General features: G+C 49.5%; 15 protein-coding genes. 12 read left to right on the top strand and 3 right to left on the bottom strand.

What is annotated here, in order from left to right; genetic code table 11:
* The first annotated feature begins 193 nt into the window (after positions 1–193).
* From GmarT_RS05805 to GmarT_RS05770, 8 genes are all read left to right on the top strand, one after another.
* Positions 194–1,303 (top strand): arsenate reductase/protein-tyrosine-phosphatase family protein, encoded by a 1,110-nt coding sequence (locus GmarT_RS05805; protein ID WP_002649206.1) that lies wholly within the window; start codon positions 194–196, stop codon positions 1,301–1,303.
* Between the two features lie 300 nt (positions 1,304–1,603).
* The gene (rpiB, locus tag GmarT_RS05800; RefSeq protein ID WP_002649207.1) at positions 1,604–2,059 is read left to right on the top strand and encodes a ribose 5-phosphate isomerase B; all 456 of its coding nucleotides are present in this window, start codon (positions 1,604–1,606) and stop codon (positions 2,057–2,059) included.
* Between the two features lie 285 nt (positions 2,060–2,344).
* Complete coding sequence (gene gcvH / locus GmarT_RS05795; RefSeq protein ID WP_002649208.1) at positions 2,345–2,731, top strand: glycine cleavage system protein GcvH; 387 nt, start codon at positions 2,345–2,347, stop codon at positions 2,729–2,731.
* Positions 2,732–2,911: 180 nt separating this feature from the next.
* Positions 2,912–4,267 carry an aminomethyl-transferring glycine dehydrogenase subunit GcvPA gene (gcvPA, locus tag GmarT_RS05790; protein WP_044240213.1) on the top strand — a complete coding sequence of 452 codons (1,356 nt, stop codon included), beginning with the start codon at positions 2,912–2,914 and terminating at the stop codon, positions 4,265–4,267.
* A gap of 65 nt (positions 4,268–4,332) precedes the next feature.
* The gene (gene gcvPB, locus GmarT_RS05785; RefSeq protein ID WP_002649210.1) at positions 4,333–5,802 is read left to right on the top strand and encodes an aminomethyl-transferring glycine dehydrogenase subunit GcvPB; all 1,470 of its coding nucleotides are present in this window, start codon (positions 4,333–4,335) and stop codon (positions 5,800–5,802) included.
* Positions 5,803–5,923: 121 nt separating this feature from the next.
* The gene (locus tag GmarT_RS05780) at positions 5,924–6,625 is read left to right on the top strand and encodes a lipoate--protein ligase family protein (protein ID WP_157159002.1); all 702 of its coding nucleotides are present in this window, start codon (positions 5,924–5,926) and stop codon (positions 6,623–6,625) included.
* A 437-nt stretch (positions 6,626–7,062) separates the two neighbouring features.
* Positions 7,063–7,923, top strand: coding sequence for an FHA domain-containing protein (locus GmarT_RS05775; protein ID WP_187782345.1), 861 nt, complete (start codon positions 7,063–7,065; stop codon positions 7,921–7,923).
* Between the two features lie 300 nt (positions 7,924–8,223).
* The gene (locus GmarT_RS05770) at positions 8,224–8,445 is read left to right on the top strand and encodes a hypothetical protein (protein WP_002645837.1); all 222 of its coding nucleotides are present in this window, start codon (positions 8,224–8,226) and stop codon (positions 8,443–8,445) included.
* Positions 8,446–8,661: 216 nt separating this feature from the next.
* Here GmarT_RS05770 and GmarT_RS05765 read toward each other — a convergent pair whose 3' ends face one another.
* Both GmarT_RS05765 and GmarT_RS05760 read right to left on the bottom strand, forming a co-directional pair.
* Positions 8,662–9,081 (bottom strand): hypothetical protein, encoded by a 420-nt coding sequence (locus tag GmarT_RS05765; protein ID WP_002645838.1) that lies wholly within the window; start codon positions 9,079–9,081, stop codon positions 8,662–8,664.
* 165 nt (positions 9,082–9,246) lie between these two features.
* Positions 9,247–10,194 carry a DUF1559 domain-containing protein gene (locus tag GmarT_RS05760; RefSeq protein WP_002645839.1) on the bottom strand — a complete coding sequence of 316 codons (948 nt, stop codon included), beginning with the start codon at positions 10,192–10,194 and terminating at the stop codon, positions 9,247–9,249.
* Positions 10,195–10,660: 466 nt separating this feature from the next.
* Here GmarT_RS05760 and GmarT_RS05755 point away from each other — a divergent pair, with 466 nt between their 5' ends.
* From GmarT_RS05755 to GmarT_RS05740, 4 genes are all read left to right on the top strand, one after another.
* The gene (locus GmarT_RS05755; protein WP_002645840.1) at positions 10,661–11,218 is read left to right on the top strand and encodes an RNA polymerase sigma factor; all 558 of its coding nucleotides are present in this window, start codon (positions 10,661–10,663) and stop codon (positions 11,216–11,218) included.
* Complete coding sequence (locus GmarT_RS05750) at positions 11,205–11,900, top strand: hypothetical protein (protein WP_002645841.1); 696 nt, start codon at positions 11,205–11,207, stop codon at positions 11,898–11,900. Before GmarT_RS05755 ends, GmarT_RS05750 begins: the two co-directional genes overlap by 14 nt.
* Before the next feature lie 54 nt (positions 11,901–11,954).
* Positions 11,955–13,754 (top strand): DUF3352 domain-containing protein, encoded by a 1,800-nt coding sequence (locus GmarT_RS05745; RefSeq protein ID WP_002645842.1) that lies wholly within the window; start codon positions 11,955–11,957, stop codon positions 13,752–13,754.
* A 374-nt stretch (positions 13,755–14,128) separates the two neighbouring features.
* Positions 14,129–14,443, top strand: a complete 315-nt coding sequence (locus tag GmarT_RS05740) for a hypothetical protein (protein WP_002645843.1) — start codon at positions 14,129–14,131, stop codon at positions 14,441–14,443.
* A 78-nt stretch (positions 14,444–14,521) separates the two neighbouring features.
* On the opposite strand, the gene GmarT_RS05735 is transcribed toward GmarT_RS05740, so the two are convergent.
* Entirely contained in the window at positions 14,522–16,213 is a 1,692-nt protein-coding gene (locus GmarT_RS05735) for a SpoIIE family protein phosphatase (RefSeq protein ID WP_002645844.1), read from the bottom strand.
* Positions 16,214–16,226: the final 13 nt, after the last annotated feature.

Genomic DNA, 16,226 nt, shown 5'->3' with positions numbered 1-16,226 from the left:
ATTTTTCCAGCAGCTTGATCAATCGAATTTAGCCCGTTATTATCAGGGGAACGAAGTCTCTCTCCAATCGAATATTACGCAGTAGTGACACGTTGATCGTGATTCGTTGCGGACCTGAAAATCTTAACATTTTTGACCGTTGAATTGCGCCAGAATAATAATTTCTGCGACAAACTGAAGGCTTAAATTGTTCATGACCGAACGGATCAACCTAAAACAGACTGACGACATCCGCGATGTGATCCATCTTGCTGTCCAGTACCTGGCAAAAGGGGAACTGGTCGCCTTTCCCACGGCGACAGCCTACGTGATCGCAGGCCAGTCACTCAGTCCCGCCGCGATGACAAAACTACGCGCCCTGACTGGGGGCGACCAGCCGCTGGTCCTGTGTGTGAAGGGTTTTGACGAGGCACAGGATTATCTGCCGGAAATGCCACCTTTGGCTCGAAAACTGGCCAAACGCTGTTGGCCTGGTCCAGTGGTTCTGGAACTGGAACGCCCGCAACCAGGGAGCCTGTTTTCACAACTGCCCCCCGAAGTGCAATCAGAAATCTGTCCTGGCAGTCAACTGAGGCTCCGGGCTCCTGCACATGAAATTATTTTTCAGGCCATGCGTCTCTCCCCGTCTCCCCTGGTGCTGTTGAACGAAGATTCCAAATATCAGACTGCCGATTCGCTCATCGACGATTTCGGAGAAGAAGTCGCTTTGGTGATCGATGATGGCCCATCCCGTTTTGGTGATCAGTCTACCATCGTCGGCATCGTCGATAATCAATGGAAAATACTCCAACCCGGAGTGGTGACCGAAACCACACTCAAACGGCTCTCCAGTGAGATTTACATGTTTGTTTGCACAGGCAACACCTGCCGTAGCCCGATGGCAGAAGGCCTGTTTCGCAAACTGCTGGCAGATAAGCTGAAATGCCAGGAAGATGAGCTGTCTGATCGAGGCTTTATTGTCGGGTCAGCCGGCCTCGCTGCAGCTATGGGAGCGCCTCCCAGCCCGGAAGGAGTTGCCATACTGGCTGAACAGGGAATTGACATCCAGGCACATGAAAGCCAACCGCTGACAGAACGCCTTCTGGACCAGGCTGATCACCTTTTTACCATGACCCAGGGGCATCGTGCAGCCATCCTGTCGGAGCGTCCCGATCTGGAAGAGTCTGTCAAACTCCTGTCTTCCGAAGGAAAAGATGTATCCGATCCCATTGGAGGAGGCTTTCAATGCTATATCGAGTGTAAAAATGAAATCGAAAAGCATCTTACCCAGATTATTGCTCAGATCAACATCCCACAAAGTTAATAAGCAGCCTGAATTCTCACCGTCTGCGATTATCTTTTTTCCAGCACAATTTTCTACATGAGCTGCGAGGGCTCACTTGCTATAATAGATGGTAAACCATTAACCTTACCATTATGAAGATAATGTTAACCCGTCATAAATTCAGTTGTTACGATAGATAATCCACCTGCAACGGGGTCGATATAAACCCTGATCTACTTCAGAGATCATTCAACAGGGGTACCTCATTTCGAACATCTGAATCAGGGTTTTATCACTATTTACAATTAGCTTCTTGCCACTTGATACAAAAGAGTTTCAATGAAAATTGCAGTTGCCAGTGATCACCGGGGATTTGCTACAAAGGCCAAGATCCTCACACTTCTCAACCAGTTAGGACATGTGGCCTTTGATTATGGTCCCGAGGATGGAGAAAGTGTCGACTATCCCGACTACGCAGTAAAAGTCGCGAAAGCCATCGGTGAAAAAGCAATTGATCGTGGTATCCTGATCTGTGGTACTGGCATGGGCATGTGCATCGTTGCCAATAAATTTCCAGGAGTGCGTGCGACTCCCTGCCACGACGATATCACCGCCCAGATGAGCCGCCTGCACAATGACTCCAATGTGCTCTGTCTGTCTGCGGATCTACTGGGAGACCGGCTCGTCAACCGCATGATTGAAATCTGGCTGAAAGAGGAATTCGAAGGTGGCAGACACGCACGGCGGCTGGAAAAACTGCACAAAGTTGAAGAAGAGAACATGCCCCCGCATTAAGCTTTTTTTCACCCGATGTCTAAACGAATATTCCCCATCAGCGTGAGCCAGTCAGACCTCTAACAGCTTCGCTGCGCCTGGGGTTCCTGTCTGCTGAAGACGGCATTGACGAGTCTCGCAGATATACCGCACGAGTCATGGAATTTCCCTTACCGATTCCTTTTCAAATGGAACAAATCTCTGTATCGTCGACGATGTGTCATCAGGGAATTTAAGACTTCTTTCTACAGGGTCTCAGCCGTTCAAGTTCCAGGGAAAAGAAATAACACAGAGGGTTATGCAATCATGGATCAGGCCAGCTTAAAATTTACTAAAACGCATGAATGGATCGGTGTCGAAGGCGATATTGCAACAGTCGGAATATCTGACTTCGCAGTAAATCAATTGACCGATCTGGTTTATATTGAACTCCCCAAAATCGGGTCGACCTGTGAAGCCGGTAAAGTGTTCGGCGAAGTCGAAAGTGTCAAAGCCGTCAGTGACCTCTATGCCCCTGTCAGCGGGGAAATTGTGGAGGCAAACGAAGCCCTCGTGGATGATCAGTCTCCACTGTCGGATGATCCTTTTGGTAGCGGCTGGATCACAAAAGTCAAAATGTCGAATCCCGCGGAACTGGACCAGTGCATGAACGCCGACGACTATAAAAAGTTTTGTGAGTCTGAAGCACACTGAAACCAACTGGCAATTCTGGTGATGAACGGTTTTCACATGCTGTTCACTGCATTTCCGGACCTGAGGGGGGACGAATCATTCAATCCCCTCGGAAAATGGATAAAACAGAGTTCCCACGTTTCTTCTGCGACTATAATCCCAACAGCGTTTACCAAACTTTCGTTATTGATCGAGTGAACTGTGCCCTACCTCTTCAACACACCAGAACAGCAGCAGGAAATGCTGAAAACCATCGGCGTCGAATCGCTGGAAGCTTTATTTGCCACCATCCCGTCTGAATTACGACTGGACCGTCCGCTTGAAATCCCGCCCGCGCTGACAGAAATGGAACTGCAGGCGCATGTCACCAGTCTTGCGGCAAAGAATGTCGGACCGACGACTCGTGTCTGTATGCAGGGGGGCGGAGCCTACGATCATTTCATCCCTGCTGCCGTCGATGAAATTGCCCGCCGGGGTGAATTCTACACTGCTTACACACCCTATCAGGCTGAAGCCAGCCAAGGCAGCCTGCAGACCTTTTTTGAATTTCAATCGCTGATCTGCCAGTTAACCGGTATGGATGTTTCTAATGCCAGCCTGTACGAAGGGGGAACCTGTGTCAGCGAAGCTGCATTCATGGCAATGCGGGTGACCAATCGACACAAACGTGTGGTCCTGCTCGGTTCGCTGCATCCCGAATACCAACAGGTAGTGGAAACTTACCTGACCCATTTGAACTGCGAAGTCGTCATTGTTCCCTGTATCGATGGAGCCGCTGATCCCGCTGCCGTCGATGCGGCCATGAACGAAGAAACCGCCTGCCTGGTCATCCAGCATCCTAACTTCTTTGGTACGCTGGAAGAAGCAGAGCAGTTAACGGAAATCGCACACAAATATGGTGCCCTGTCTGTCGTGTCTTATGATCCGATCAGCCTCGGGATTCTGAAACGTCCTGGTGACTATGGTGCAGATATCGCAATTGCAGAGGGTCAGTCGCTGGGAACCCCCCTGCAGTTTGGCGGCCCCTACCTGGGCCTGTTCTCCTGCAGCGAAAAATTTGTCCGCAGGATGCCTGGTCGTCTGATTGGCCAGACAGTAGACCGCAACGGCAAACGCTGCTACGTTCTCAACCTGCAGGCCCGCGAACAACATATCCGCCGTGACAAAGCCACCAGTAACATCTGCAGTAACCAGGGACTGATCGCGATTCGCGCTGCTGTCTATCTCGCCCTGCTCGGCAAACAGGGGATCCGCGAAGTCGCTGAACTCTCCTGCCAGAAAGCACACTATGCCGCCGAACAACTGGCGTCAGTCGAGGGCATCGAGCTTCTGTTCCCGGAACGTTCTTTCTTCAAGGAGTTCGCAGTCAGTTGCTCCGAAGGGGCCGATTACCTGCTGCGTAAAGCACGTCAGGCCGGCTTTGACCTGGGCCCCGAATTATCCCGGTTCGAATCTCAGCAGTCTCCTGAAAAATTCCAGACAGCTGTGCTGGTGGCAATTACCGAACAGAGAACACGCGCAGAAATCGATCAACTGGTCAACGCTTTGAAAGCATAAGCGTCCTGATCTACACAAGTGCTTAACAAGTTTCATTTTTATATTTCGAAGCAGCATTCAATACCATGCGAAATAAACTGGCCACTGAATCTTTATTTGCTCTCTCACAACCTGGCAGACGTGGCGCCGAATTCCCGGCGGCCGATGTTCCGGAACGCCCTTTGAGTGAACTGATTCCGACTTCAGCACTGGCAGAGAAACCTACCGGCCTCCCGGAAGTCACTGAATCTGATGTGATCCGTCACTTTGTCAATCTGTCGACGTTGAACATGTGCGTCGATACCCACTTCTACCCTCTGGGTAGTTGCACGATGAAGTACAATCCGAAACGCCATGAGCGGCTGGCCAGCCTGCCGGGGATCGTGGATCTGCACCCCTACCAGAACCAGGCTGATCTGCAGGGTATGCTGGGCATGCTTTACGAGACGCAGGAAATGCTGGCAGAAATTGCAGGTCTGCCTGCTGTCTCATTACAACCCGCCGCCGGTGCACAGGGAGAATTCACAGCCCTGTTGACTGCGAAAGCTTATTTTGAAGATCGGGGCGAAAAGCGGACTAAAGTTCTGTTCCCCAACAGTGCACACGGGACAAACCCGGCCAGTGCCGCGATTGCCGGTTTTGACTGTGTGCAGCTCGCCAGCAGCAAAGAAGGCCTGGTTGATCTCGAAGACCTCAAAGCACACCTGGATGATCAGACTGCCGTCTTCATGGTCACGAACCCGAATACGCTGGGACTGTTTGAAAAAGACATCAAGCAGATTGCACAAATGGTGCACGATGCCGGTGGACTGGTCTATATCGACGGTGCCAACATGAACGCCATCCTCGGCTATACCCGTCCCGGTGATTTTGGTGGCGACATGATGCACTTCAACGTGCATAAAACCTTCACAGGACCACATGGTGCCGGCGGTCCAGGTTCGGGACCGATTGCCGTGCGTGATTTCCTCGCAGACTACCTGCCAGGTCCGGTGATTAACTATCACTCCGAAGCCGATGAAGCCAGCCAATACACCCTGGAGACTCCGGCGAAATCGATTGGTCGCGTGCGGACTTTTTACGGAAATATCGGCATCCTCGTCCGGGGCTACTGCTATTTGAGAACTCTGGGAGCAGCCGGTCTCAAAGCGGTTTCTGAAAACGCCGTGCTGAATGCCAATTACCTGAAAGCGCTTCTCAAAGACGTACTACCTGTTCCCAATGGCGACTTATGTATGCACGAATTTGTAGCCTCCGCTTCCAAATCCAAAGCAGCCAATGGAATTACTGCTATGGATATTGCCAAGCGGCTGCTCGATTTCGGCTTCCACGCTCCCACGGTTTACTTTCCACTGGTAGTCCCTGAGGCCATCATGGTGGAACCCACGGAAACCGAATCAAAAGAAACCCTTGATGCCTTCGCGGAAACAATTATTAAAATCCTCCAGGAAGAGCCGGAATTTCTGCATCAGGCACCACACAGCACGCTGATCCAGAGACCCGATGAAGTGGTTGCCGCCCGCAATCCGATCCTGCAGTGTTGTGAGCCTCAATAAACAGCTCCAGTCCGTTTTCCCGTGACTCACTCTACAGACTGATTCCGACATGCCCCACTCTGCAAAACCGGATCACTGTCGCCTGATGATTGAGCCGGCCCCTCTGTCAGGGAGCCGGAATATGGCCATTGATGAAACACTACTGGAATCAGCAGCAAATCAGCAGCGGTGCACATTACGCTGGTATCAGTGGAATCAACCCACCATCTCATTGGGATACTTTCAGAAAAATGAGGCAGAAGACTCTGCTGAGATCTGGAAGGACCTGCCTCGCGTGCGCAGACTCTCTGGTGGCGGAGCGATTCTGCATCACCATGAACTCACATACTCATTCGCACTCCCCGGCAGCCATCCTCTGGCCAAAACACCACCCGAACTCTATGTGGCCATCCACCAGCCCATTATTGATATTCTGGCGGCGCATGGTCTGCAGGTTCAGTTTCGAGGCGTCTCATTCCGATCGAAATCTGAACCCTTTCTCTGCTTCGGTCGTGGCGATGAGAGAGACCTGGTTTATCAGGGACAAAAAATTCTGGGAAGCGCACAACGCAGAAGACGCGGTGCAATTGTGCAGCACGGCAGCCTGTTACTGCTGACATCAGAACACGCTTCTGAATTTCCCGGTTTGCTGAATCTGGCTGATCAGGCTGATCGATACCAGAGGGCATTTCTAAAAACGCTGACAGAAGACTTTTGCCAGGCCATATCGCAGGCCCTGACCATCCCGCTGGAGTCGCAAATCCTGACTGACGAAGAACTGTCTCAGTCGGAGAGTCTGGAAAAAGATAAATATTCCGTAGATGCCTGGACGGCACGTAAATAATAGTCTTAAAAGCATTATCATCAACACTTATCAGAATCAAGGATATTTAATTGTTTATTAATAAATTATCCACATGCAGCATGAGTGTTTTATAGTTATTGACATCTCGTCAAATGCCTGATAGCGTTAAGTATGTAATACATACTTTTATTTCATTGAGATTTCGTGTTACGGAAAAAGTAGTGGCTTTTTTACTTACCGGAAAGTGAGTCAAACCACACAATGCGGGCCAGATGAGCATTGTAATTTGCTCCCTTTTATTTTCAGATTATAAGGTAAATCACTCATTTCTGTTTCTTGTTCATTTCACATTTTTCTTCCAAACTAAAGTCAAAAATGAAATCCAGGTGATCGGAAAACGGATGGTAATTTCAGATTACCAGTCCCTCTTCCAGAGCTTTGAAGTGTTCTGTTTGAAACCTATGGAGTGAATGTTTATGTTGCAGCTATCGTTAAAAGTCGTTGGCGGTCGCCATGATGGAAAACAAATCCCCATCAATGGCAAAAAGTTTTTGATTGGCCGGGAAGAAGACTGTCATCTGCGACCTAACAGCGACATGGTCAGTCGTCACCACTGTGTATTTACAGTTGATGAATATAGCGTCCGTTTACGCGATTTTGGCAGCACCAATGGTACGATGGTCAACGGAAAACGGATCAAGGGTGAAGTCCAGCTGTCTCATGGAGACCAGATCCAGATCGGTAAACTTGAATTTATCATTCAAATGTCACACACCGCTGATGCGGCAACAACGCCAGATAAACCCGAAGTGGCCGAGCAACCAACTCCCGGCAGCGAGATTCTGACCGGTTCTGACACGGTGTTCGATATTCCTGTACACTCACCAGAAGAAGGTTCTTCAACTGCTCCTGCTCAAACAGATGCAGCACCCGCTGCTGCTGAAGCGCCTGCTGGTCCGGGAGTTTATGAAGGGGATACGCAGATTCTCTCGGCAGAACAACAGCGTCAGGCGCAACTGGCATACGAACAGGCAGCACAACAGGCCGGTTACCCGCCACAGCCACAATATGGATATCCTCCTCAGCAGATGCATCCTGGACAGCAACCCTATCCGTACCAGCAGATGCCACCACAATACTATCCACAGCAGGGCTATCCGCAACAACCGATGCCAGCATATCCGCAGCAGTATCAAATGCCTCCTCAGGGTTATCCTCAACAGCCTCCTCAACCCCAGGAAGAAGAACAGGGACGAGCCAAGCCGGAGTTACCTCCTGTCACTCTGCCACCTCCGGAACAGACCGGGTTGAAGAACAAACAGGAAGCCGAGAAATAGCTTAGAGAGCGTGATTACAGTCAATCCTGGCAGTTCTCCGGTATTGCCACTGCAGTCAGCAGGAGCGATACGCTCTCAACTGGATTTCCTGTTCCCGAATCAACTGCATACGCGATAATCCTGACTTCCCATTGCTTTTCTGAATTGTGTTTGGCAGAATCAGAGAATAAGATCAAAGGTGTGGTTGATTGACCGAACAGCGAGTACTGTAGCGACAGTTGCTTCGTCACCATCGGTTTCACCATAATAAATCCTGTTCTGAAACTGTGAATTCACAATCTATGATGTCAACAGAGGGAGATGCTTTCCGTGAATGATTCAGCAAACGCCAGCAACGATGTTCAACGACGATATCGTGAGTTTCTCGATCTGCTGCCACTGACATTATCACTCGCCGGTCTCCCCGCAAGCGACCATGGCAAATATTATACGGAAGAGCAGGTTGAAGCCCGGGCCTACACGATCAAACATGCCTTCAAACAGGCCCGCATCCTGACGCGTGAATGTATCCAAAAACAATAATTGGCAATCAGCAGTGAAATTCTCAACGAATCAATCTAGAGCGCAGCACATTTAACCATAGCGTCTGTCGATCTATGATATATGGTCCAAATAGTCTCGGAGACGCTGCAGTAAAACTGGACACGGTCAAAACAAAAACGGGAGTCGGATTCTGAAGAATTCGACTCCCGTTTTTTGATTGAATGCTGTTCCCAGCTTGGGTATTCGTCAGCTCTGCTATTTACTCTTCAGTTCGAAGCTAAATTCATTTGAACCGGAATCGCTGACGTCGGCTTCCAGAGTGGTTTTCTCATTGTACTCCGCAGGAAGATACTGTTCGACTGCAGGAACCGGTGGCTCATCGGGTGCGCCGCCAACAACGGTTTTCCCCGGGATCTCTTTCGTCGCAGTGATCACAACCGATTTCTTACCAGCGGTTGCAGTCAGGGAATATGATCCGTTTTCAATCTTTCCGGCAGCGCTTGCCGCTTTTCCCGAAGCATCGCGAAAAATAATATCTCCCTCTGTTAAAGGTTCTCCATCTAACGTGACATTTCCAGAAACGGGATAAGTCACAGGTGCATCACTTGCCCCACCACAGCCGACGAGGGAAACAGAAAAACCTACCAGCAGTAACAGGCATGAGGCCAACTTCATTAAAAATCTCCTGAAATATAAGTGCCCCCCTGACATCTCTGCCAAGGGTAAAAGGAACAGCTGAATTTATACCGTATCGCTGATTCCAATACTACTGATCATCAGCTGATGCTGTGCTCCCCAGTCGATCAGCTTGTAAAACGCTATGGTTAAATGTGATGCGATCTAGAATTCGCCGACTACTTCTTCACCGGAAATGGTCGCTAAGGCACGAAAGGTACCACGGTCAATATTCTCTGAAACAAAGCGAACGGCACCGTCCGCCATGCCTACATGCACGCCTCCCACATGCTGACTGCGGGCATAGTTCCAACGCGTGGATGTGTTATTGACACAGGGAGCATTGACATCCGTGGTGCTCTTGCAGAGGTAATTCTGGTCTGGCGCTGACGTGTTGGGAGTTTCATACGCGGTAAAAGTCACTTCCCCATGCGCCCCACCAATCCAGTAGCAGCCGGGACATCCCCAGGAAAACCCGGTGGGTACTGCCACGCGCTGTACGCCTTCGCTTAACATCATCGTACTGGACGTACCATCTGTGATATCGCGCATTTTGGTTTTCGTTTCGTAACCGAACATTCCATTATCAGTACCGGTGGAACGGTTACTGGCCCAGCCAATACAGCCCATGTAACTTCCTCCCCAGCGGACACCGGTATTTTCAGCAAAGGCAGGCCCAACATCGGAAGGACACATGAAAGCCGGTAACGGTGTACTCACAAACTTCTGGCTGCTGGAAATATTATGCACATGATTGCTCGTACTGGCGGAAACATTGGCGCAATCTGCCTCGTAAGCATTATACATGGGAGCCTGATCAACATACGGTAAAATTCGATGGAACCAGGTATCTCGCTGATGACATGCCTGAGGATACCACCCATTCGCGCCCCGGTGTGCATAGGGAAAGACCTGATGCGCACTCTCATAGTTGTGCATGGCCAGGCTGATCTGTTTCAGGTTATTTTTACAGGTACTGCGGCGTGCTGCTTCCCGTGCCTGCTGCACTGCAGGAAGAAGCAATGCAATCAGAATCGCGATAATCGCAATCACCACCAGTAACTCAATTAAAGTAAATCCACGTGACTTCCCTGTTTGACTATAGCGTTGCATATCAGACTTTCTCTCAAAAATAATACTAAGTACTTGCAATTTAATAATAGACTTTAATTAAAACCAGACACAAAATAACCTTTGCTTTATTAAGTTTCTTTCACGAAGCCTCCGCTGTCAACCAGAATCCTTAACCATTTACCATAAAACAACTTAACAAAAACACATGCTAAACAAATGCAAAGAGTAAACGCATTTCACGGCCAAATCGCAGGCAGAATTCTTAAAGCCGTGGTAACAACAGCTTAGAGCCTGTTCAGCTTTACGGTAGCGTCTCCGGAACCATTTGGACCGAGTATAAAAGATTGACAGACGCTCTGGTTAAATGTGCTACCTTCTAGAAACAGGGAGTGCTGTGATCTCATTTTTCTGAAACTTCCCCTCCCTGATTCTGGTATATTGAGTGAGTGACCTGGGGTTTGAATTCAGATTTAGATAGATACGAACATTAATACGGGATTCCTCAGTGAATGAAGACGATGCGGCGCAAGTCCGAAGTTGCCTGGATGGTAATACAGAGGCGATGCGCGCGTTCGTAGCCCGGTTTCAAAGTTCCATCTTTGGACTCTGCTACCGCATGCTGGGACATCGACAGGACGCCGAAGATATCGTCCAGGAGGTCTTTGTGCGGGCTTTTCGCAGTCTGCACCAGTGGGATTCCAATAGAACCTTGAAACCATGGTTATTAACCATCGCCGCCAACCGCTGTAGAACCTTTCTGAGTAAACGTTCCCGGCGTCCTGTTCCCTCAGAATTTGCCTCTGATCTGGCCATCTGTCAGTCGGCTGAAGAGTTACAGGATCTCGGGGAAGAATTACAGAATGCGATCAGTCTGTTACGCGACGACCATCGCACATGCTTTATTTTATTTCATCAGGAAAATTTGAGCTGTCAGGAAATCGGAAATATTCTGGACCGTCCGGAAGGCACGATTAAAACCTGGTTGCACCGTTCCCGACAGGAACTGGCTGCAAACTTACGACAGCGGGGAATAGTACCAGAGGTCCGACATGAATCTCGTTGACTTTCAAACCAGACTGGAAACCATGATCGAAACACGTGATTTCGATCAGCGTTCACGACTGGAACAGCTTTCAACATCTACGCCAGAGCATCAGCGCCTCTGGGAAGACTTTCTCATTCTGGAAACAGCTGTACCAGCCTGGCAACAGAAACTGCCAGAGATCGACCTGGTAGAGGAAGTCCTCGCCCAGTTAGAAGCAGCTCCGATATCAGCTGTGGGAAAATCGCACGTTCAAGAGATTCCGCGCACCAGGTCAAGGGCTCGACAATGGTCTGCCAGCCTGTTTGTCGTTACCGTGTTACTGATCGCAATCACCGTGAAGTTCTCTGGAAACCAGATAGAAAAAGTGGGCCCCGGCACCATGCCTGTCATCACAGAAGTGGCTTCTGATTCCCCTGTGCCTGTTGTTCTCCAGCCACAGCCTCATCGGAGTTTTAACCAACTTCTGAAAAATGCAGGTGCCGCTTCCTGGGGACTGGCTCAAACTACTGCCGGGACCATGACGGAAGCAGTGAGCCTCGTTCCGGTCACTGACCCCCTGCCTGAAACAACGGAGCCTCTTGTCCGGGAATCAAACTGGGTGGATGATATCAATCTGGAAATGCAACCAATCAAAGACCAGATCAGCCATGCCTGGAATTTTATTATTCATTCCGTACCCGAAGACTCAACAAAAATTTGATGAAATTGAGTTTACCGAATCTCCACAATCAGACCGGTCTGGAGTTGTTAAGATATGAAGTTAAAGAAACCGTTTAAATCAACATCTCGCATCCTGATACAAAAGATTGCGTGCACGTTCATCGTGGTTCCGGCACTCCTCTGCCTGGCAGTCGTGGTTCCGGTCAGCGCTGCCGAACCACTGAGCCAACTGGTTGATGAGAAGGCCGGCGTCTATCTGGAAGCCACTGACCTGAACTCGCATGTCAAACAGTTTCTACTTTCACCACTGGTAAACCGCTTTCGGAAAACACAGGTTTTTCAAACCTGGCTGCAGTCGCAAGACGTGATCAACCTGAAACAGGGTTTGCGCGATATTGAATCGGTTACTAATCAGCCATTACTGCCGCTGCTCAATGATTTATTCGGAAAATCGGTTGGACTGGCAATTTTCAATCATGGTCCCAAACAGAACCCCTCCCTGTTACTGTTAACGACGGTTCGGGATCCAGCCGTTGTTCAGAAGCTGCTGGACGACTGGTTTACCAAAACTGGAATCAAAGTCACTTCCAGCACATTCCAGGGCACGACCTGTTATAAAGCCAGTCAGCAGGACGATCCTTCTGCTCCTGTTGTCACCTACGCGTTTCTGGATCAGACCCTGGTTGTGTCAGACAGGCGATCGAACCTGGAATCAACGATTCGCCTGTATCAAAATCAATCGTCGGAGAATCAGCAGAGCCTGTTCCACCTGGAAATGTACCGTCGCGCACGGGGAGTATTGGCAGAGGATGTCACCGGTTCTGTTTTTCTGAATCCGCGTGCCTGGGATGAACATATCAAACCTCCCAAAAACGAGATCGAACAGGGAGTTGTGAACTGGTGGAAGAAAACAGGGGCGCTGATCGCAGGTCTGCATCTGAAAAACACAGTGGCAGTGGAAGCTGTGATTCTGTTTAATTCGGAAGCCATAGATCTACCTTTGTTGAATATCCTCCAGACCCCTGCTGAAATCCCTGATCCCTACACGCTGATTCCTAAAAAAGCACTGGCAGTACTCAGCGGACATCTGAATGTAAATTTACTGACGAATAGAATTGTCAGTTATTATGCGGAAAAGAACCCGGAAAAATGGCAGAAATTCCTCGCCGTCAGCACAGGCCTCCTGGGGGGCCTCGACCCCGTTACGGAAGTGTCAAAAGCTCTCGGGCCCAGTGTCCTGTTTTATTCTGTGCCTCGCAAAACGCTCTCTTTTGATGCCATTTCCTTTGATGGGCTTGTGGCGATGCAGCTGACCACTGCGGATACAGAACCGGGTACAACAGACAAAAGCAAATATCAGTCTGCCCTGGAAAATGTCGCCAATTTCCTGATGAACAGTATGCTCAGTCATCACAATGCGGAAGCTGCCCCCGGACACCAGACTTCGATTTTAAAAATCGAAGACCATGAACAGTACCATATGCGATGGATTGAAAGCCTTGGCCCTTATCGCCCCGCTTATGGAATCAATGATCGACAACTGGTCGTTGCCAGTTCGCCCGAACTCGTCAGAGAATTCTTTACTCTGAAATCAGAAGAGAGTCTGGCTGCGTTACCATTATTTCAGTCCTGGAAAGAGACCTTCTTCCGGGAAGAAAAGCAACTCTGTTTCCTGAACATCGCTTCAATCAGAGCTTTCATCGAACAGAACTCCGATTTTCTCGCAGAGCAGCTTTCCAAGGGACATGGCGGCAATCTGGAGAAAGGCAAAAAGAAGCTTGCCGGACTGAAAAGCCTGCTCCAGTCTTTTGACGGGCTGTTCTTTGCAGCCGGCCTGCAGAAAACTCAGGTCCGGGTTATCTTCGGTCTGGGCTCTCATAATTCTGCTGAATGAATTACCCGCTTCTGTACACAATTCTGAACATGCCAGCAGAAATCGAACCGGATAATTGACACGATCGGGATAACTACGCAATCGGCAGGCTCGATCACGCTTATCAGTGTTAATTATTTTAAACAAACTACCCAATCCCGATTTTGGTGGGAATAATTGAGTAAGTTAGTTCCACTTTTCTGTTCTGGCCAGAAATAAATCAGAATCGTGGAGCGATTTTCACAAATTTGTGAACCGGGAACTTGAGGTTCAGAGTCAACCGTCACGTTTCAGCGTCTCAAACTGTCTGATTTGCGTTGAATTTTACACTTTCCCGTTTGTGTTCGAATTACTTCAGACAACTATCTCCCCTCGAAAAAAGGCATTATTATAACATGGTAAATCAACTTGATCCCCCATCCGAACTGGTTGTGGACCGTCGTCGTGTCAGCCGCAGAGATTCAGGTAAGAAAGAAGCCATTCACACGAAGCATGAAGTGGTCGACCAGCGTAAAACTGAGCGTCGTCGTCAGATCGACCCTACCACCTGCGAACGCGATTACAGCGATCAGGAAATCGACTTCATGAAAGCCATGGACGACTACAAACGTCGCAGCGGTCGGCAGTTTCCTACCTGGAGCGAAGTCCTGGAAGTACTGCACAGCATGGGATATCGCAAAGTCGCAGAGCCGACTGATATCCTGCTCTAAGCGACACCGTCAATAGACACTGCAATCATGGACTCTCACAAGTGAGATGCGCGGGCAATGCATCTCACTTGTTTTCTTTCAGGGAGTCCGACCGATAATGACCAAAGTCAAATCATCATATTGTTCTGCCTGACCTGCGAAGGTTCTCACCGCCTTCAAAATCTGCTCACCTAATTCAGCAGGGCTCTGAGGGGTTTCCAGAATCACTGACTTCAAACGCTCGATTCCAAACTGTTCGCGTTCTTCATTCATCGCTTCCGTGACACCATCTGTGTACAGAATCAACTGCTCACCTGGTTTCAGATGATGTTGAAGCGACTGATATTCATAATCATCCATCACGCCCAGTGGTACACTCGGATGATCGCCACACAGTTCTCGCAGTGTACCATCCGCTTCCAGCAGCAGCGGCTCCAGATGTCCCGCATTGACGAATGATACCAGGTTCTCTGTCAGCTCAATCTGTCCCAGAATAAATGTGATGAACCGTCCGTCATGAGCTGCTTCATCAATATGATGATTCACTCGATGTACGGCATCCGCGACATCATTCACGAATTCCACCGTGCTGCGAACAGAACTGCAGACGCGAGACATGACCAGTGACGCCGGCACCCCCTTCCCGGCTACATCACCTAATGCAAACCAGATCAGCGAATCGGAGGTCTGAATAAAATCGTAGTAATCTCCTCCCACTGCACGAGCCGCCTCATAGGAGACAAAGAACTCGTAACCCGGTACCTCTGGTATCCTGGCCGGCAACAGCCCTTTCTGAACGCGGGCCGCAATTTCCATCTCGTTATCGTACCGCTGTTTTTCTACATGCGAGATCATCAGTCGGGCGCTCTCATATGAGAGTGCCGCCTGTCCGGCAATCACCATCAGCAACTCAAGGTCATCATCAGAAAACATCTGACCGGCCAGTTGTGTGTCCAGATTGATGATTCCGATGACGCTACCATCCAGACCAAGCATTGGTGCACACAGGATGGAACGAATCGTCAGCGTGGATACCGACTCACTTTTCTCAAATCGTTCATCGTTAGCAGCATCGGCAGACAATACACCAGTTTTTTTATCGGTGACGGCCTTCAATACCGTCCGGCTCAACTGCAATGCTTCCAGGTCGTCTTCCCGGCGATGGCGTACCGCTTTGGGAAAAAACCGCTGATTGTCATGGTCTCGCAATAGAATACAACCACGGTCGGCAGCGGGAAAAATGTGAAACAGTCCTTCCAGAACACGTTCCGCCATAGAGTCCAGATCGGTGGCTGTCGCAATCGTACGACTGATCTCCAGGATGGCTTTCAATTTGATTTCGGGTTTGATCTGAAAACGAGCCAGCCCGCTGCCGGATTCCGAGGCGCGGAGAATGGTCGATTTATCAGTAGCGGGAGGGCGGACAGAGACATTTTTCAGCGACGGGATTAATCCGTAAGAAGTCAGCAATCCTTCGTGCTGTGAATTTTCGTATTCCTGATCACTGGAAAATTCCAGCAGAAACGGGCCAATTGAGATCTGATCACCTGATTGCAGAACAACCGGGTCTTTTACCGGTACATCATTGATGAATGTCCCGTTGCCACTACCCAGATCTTCAATTTGATATTCGTCTTCAGCAGTAGCGGTAATGCGTGCATGATAGCGGGAGACGGTATTCGATTTAAGACAGACTTCGCATTCGGGATGCCGTCCCAGCGTCACCTGCTTCCCTTTGATTTCCAGTCGAGAAGAATCGCCATTATTTTGCAGGAACAGGCTGGCAGACATGGTAGAGGCGATC

Source organism: Gimesia maris, assembly GCF_008298035.1.
Classification (GTDB): Bacteria; Planctomycetota; Planctomycetia; order Planctomycetales; family Planctomycetaceae; genus Gimesia; species Gimesia maris.
The sequence above is the reverse complement of the archived record's forward strand: the minus strand, read 5'-3'. Positions and strand labels throughout refer to the sequence as shown.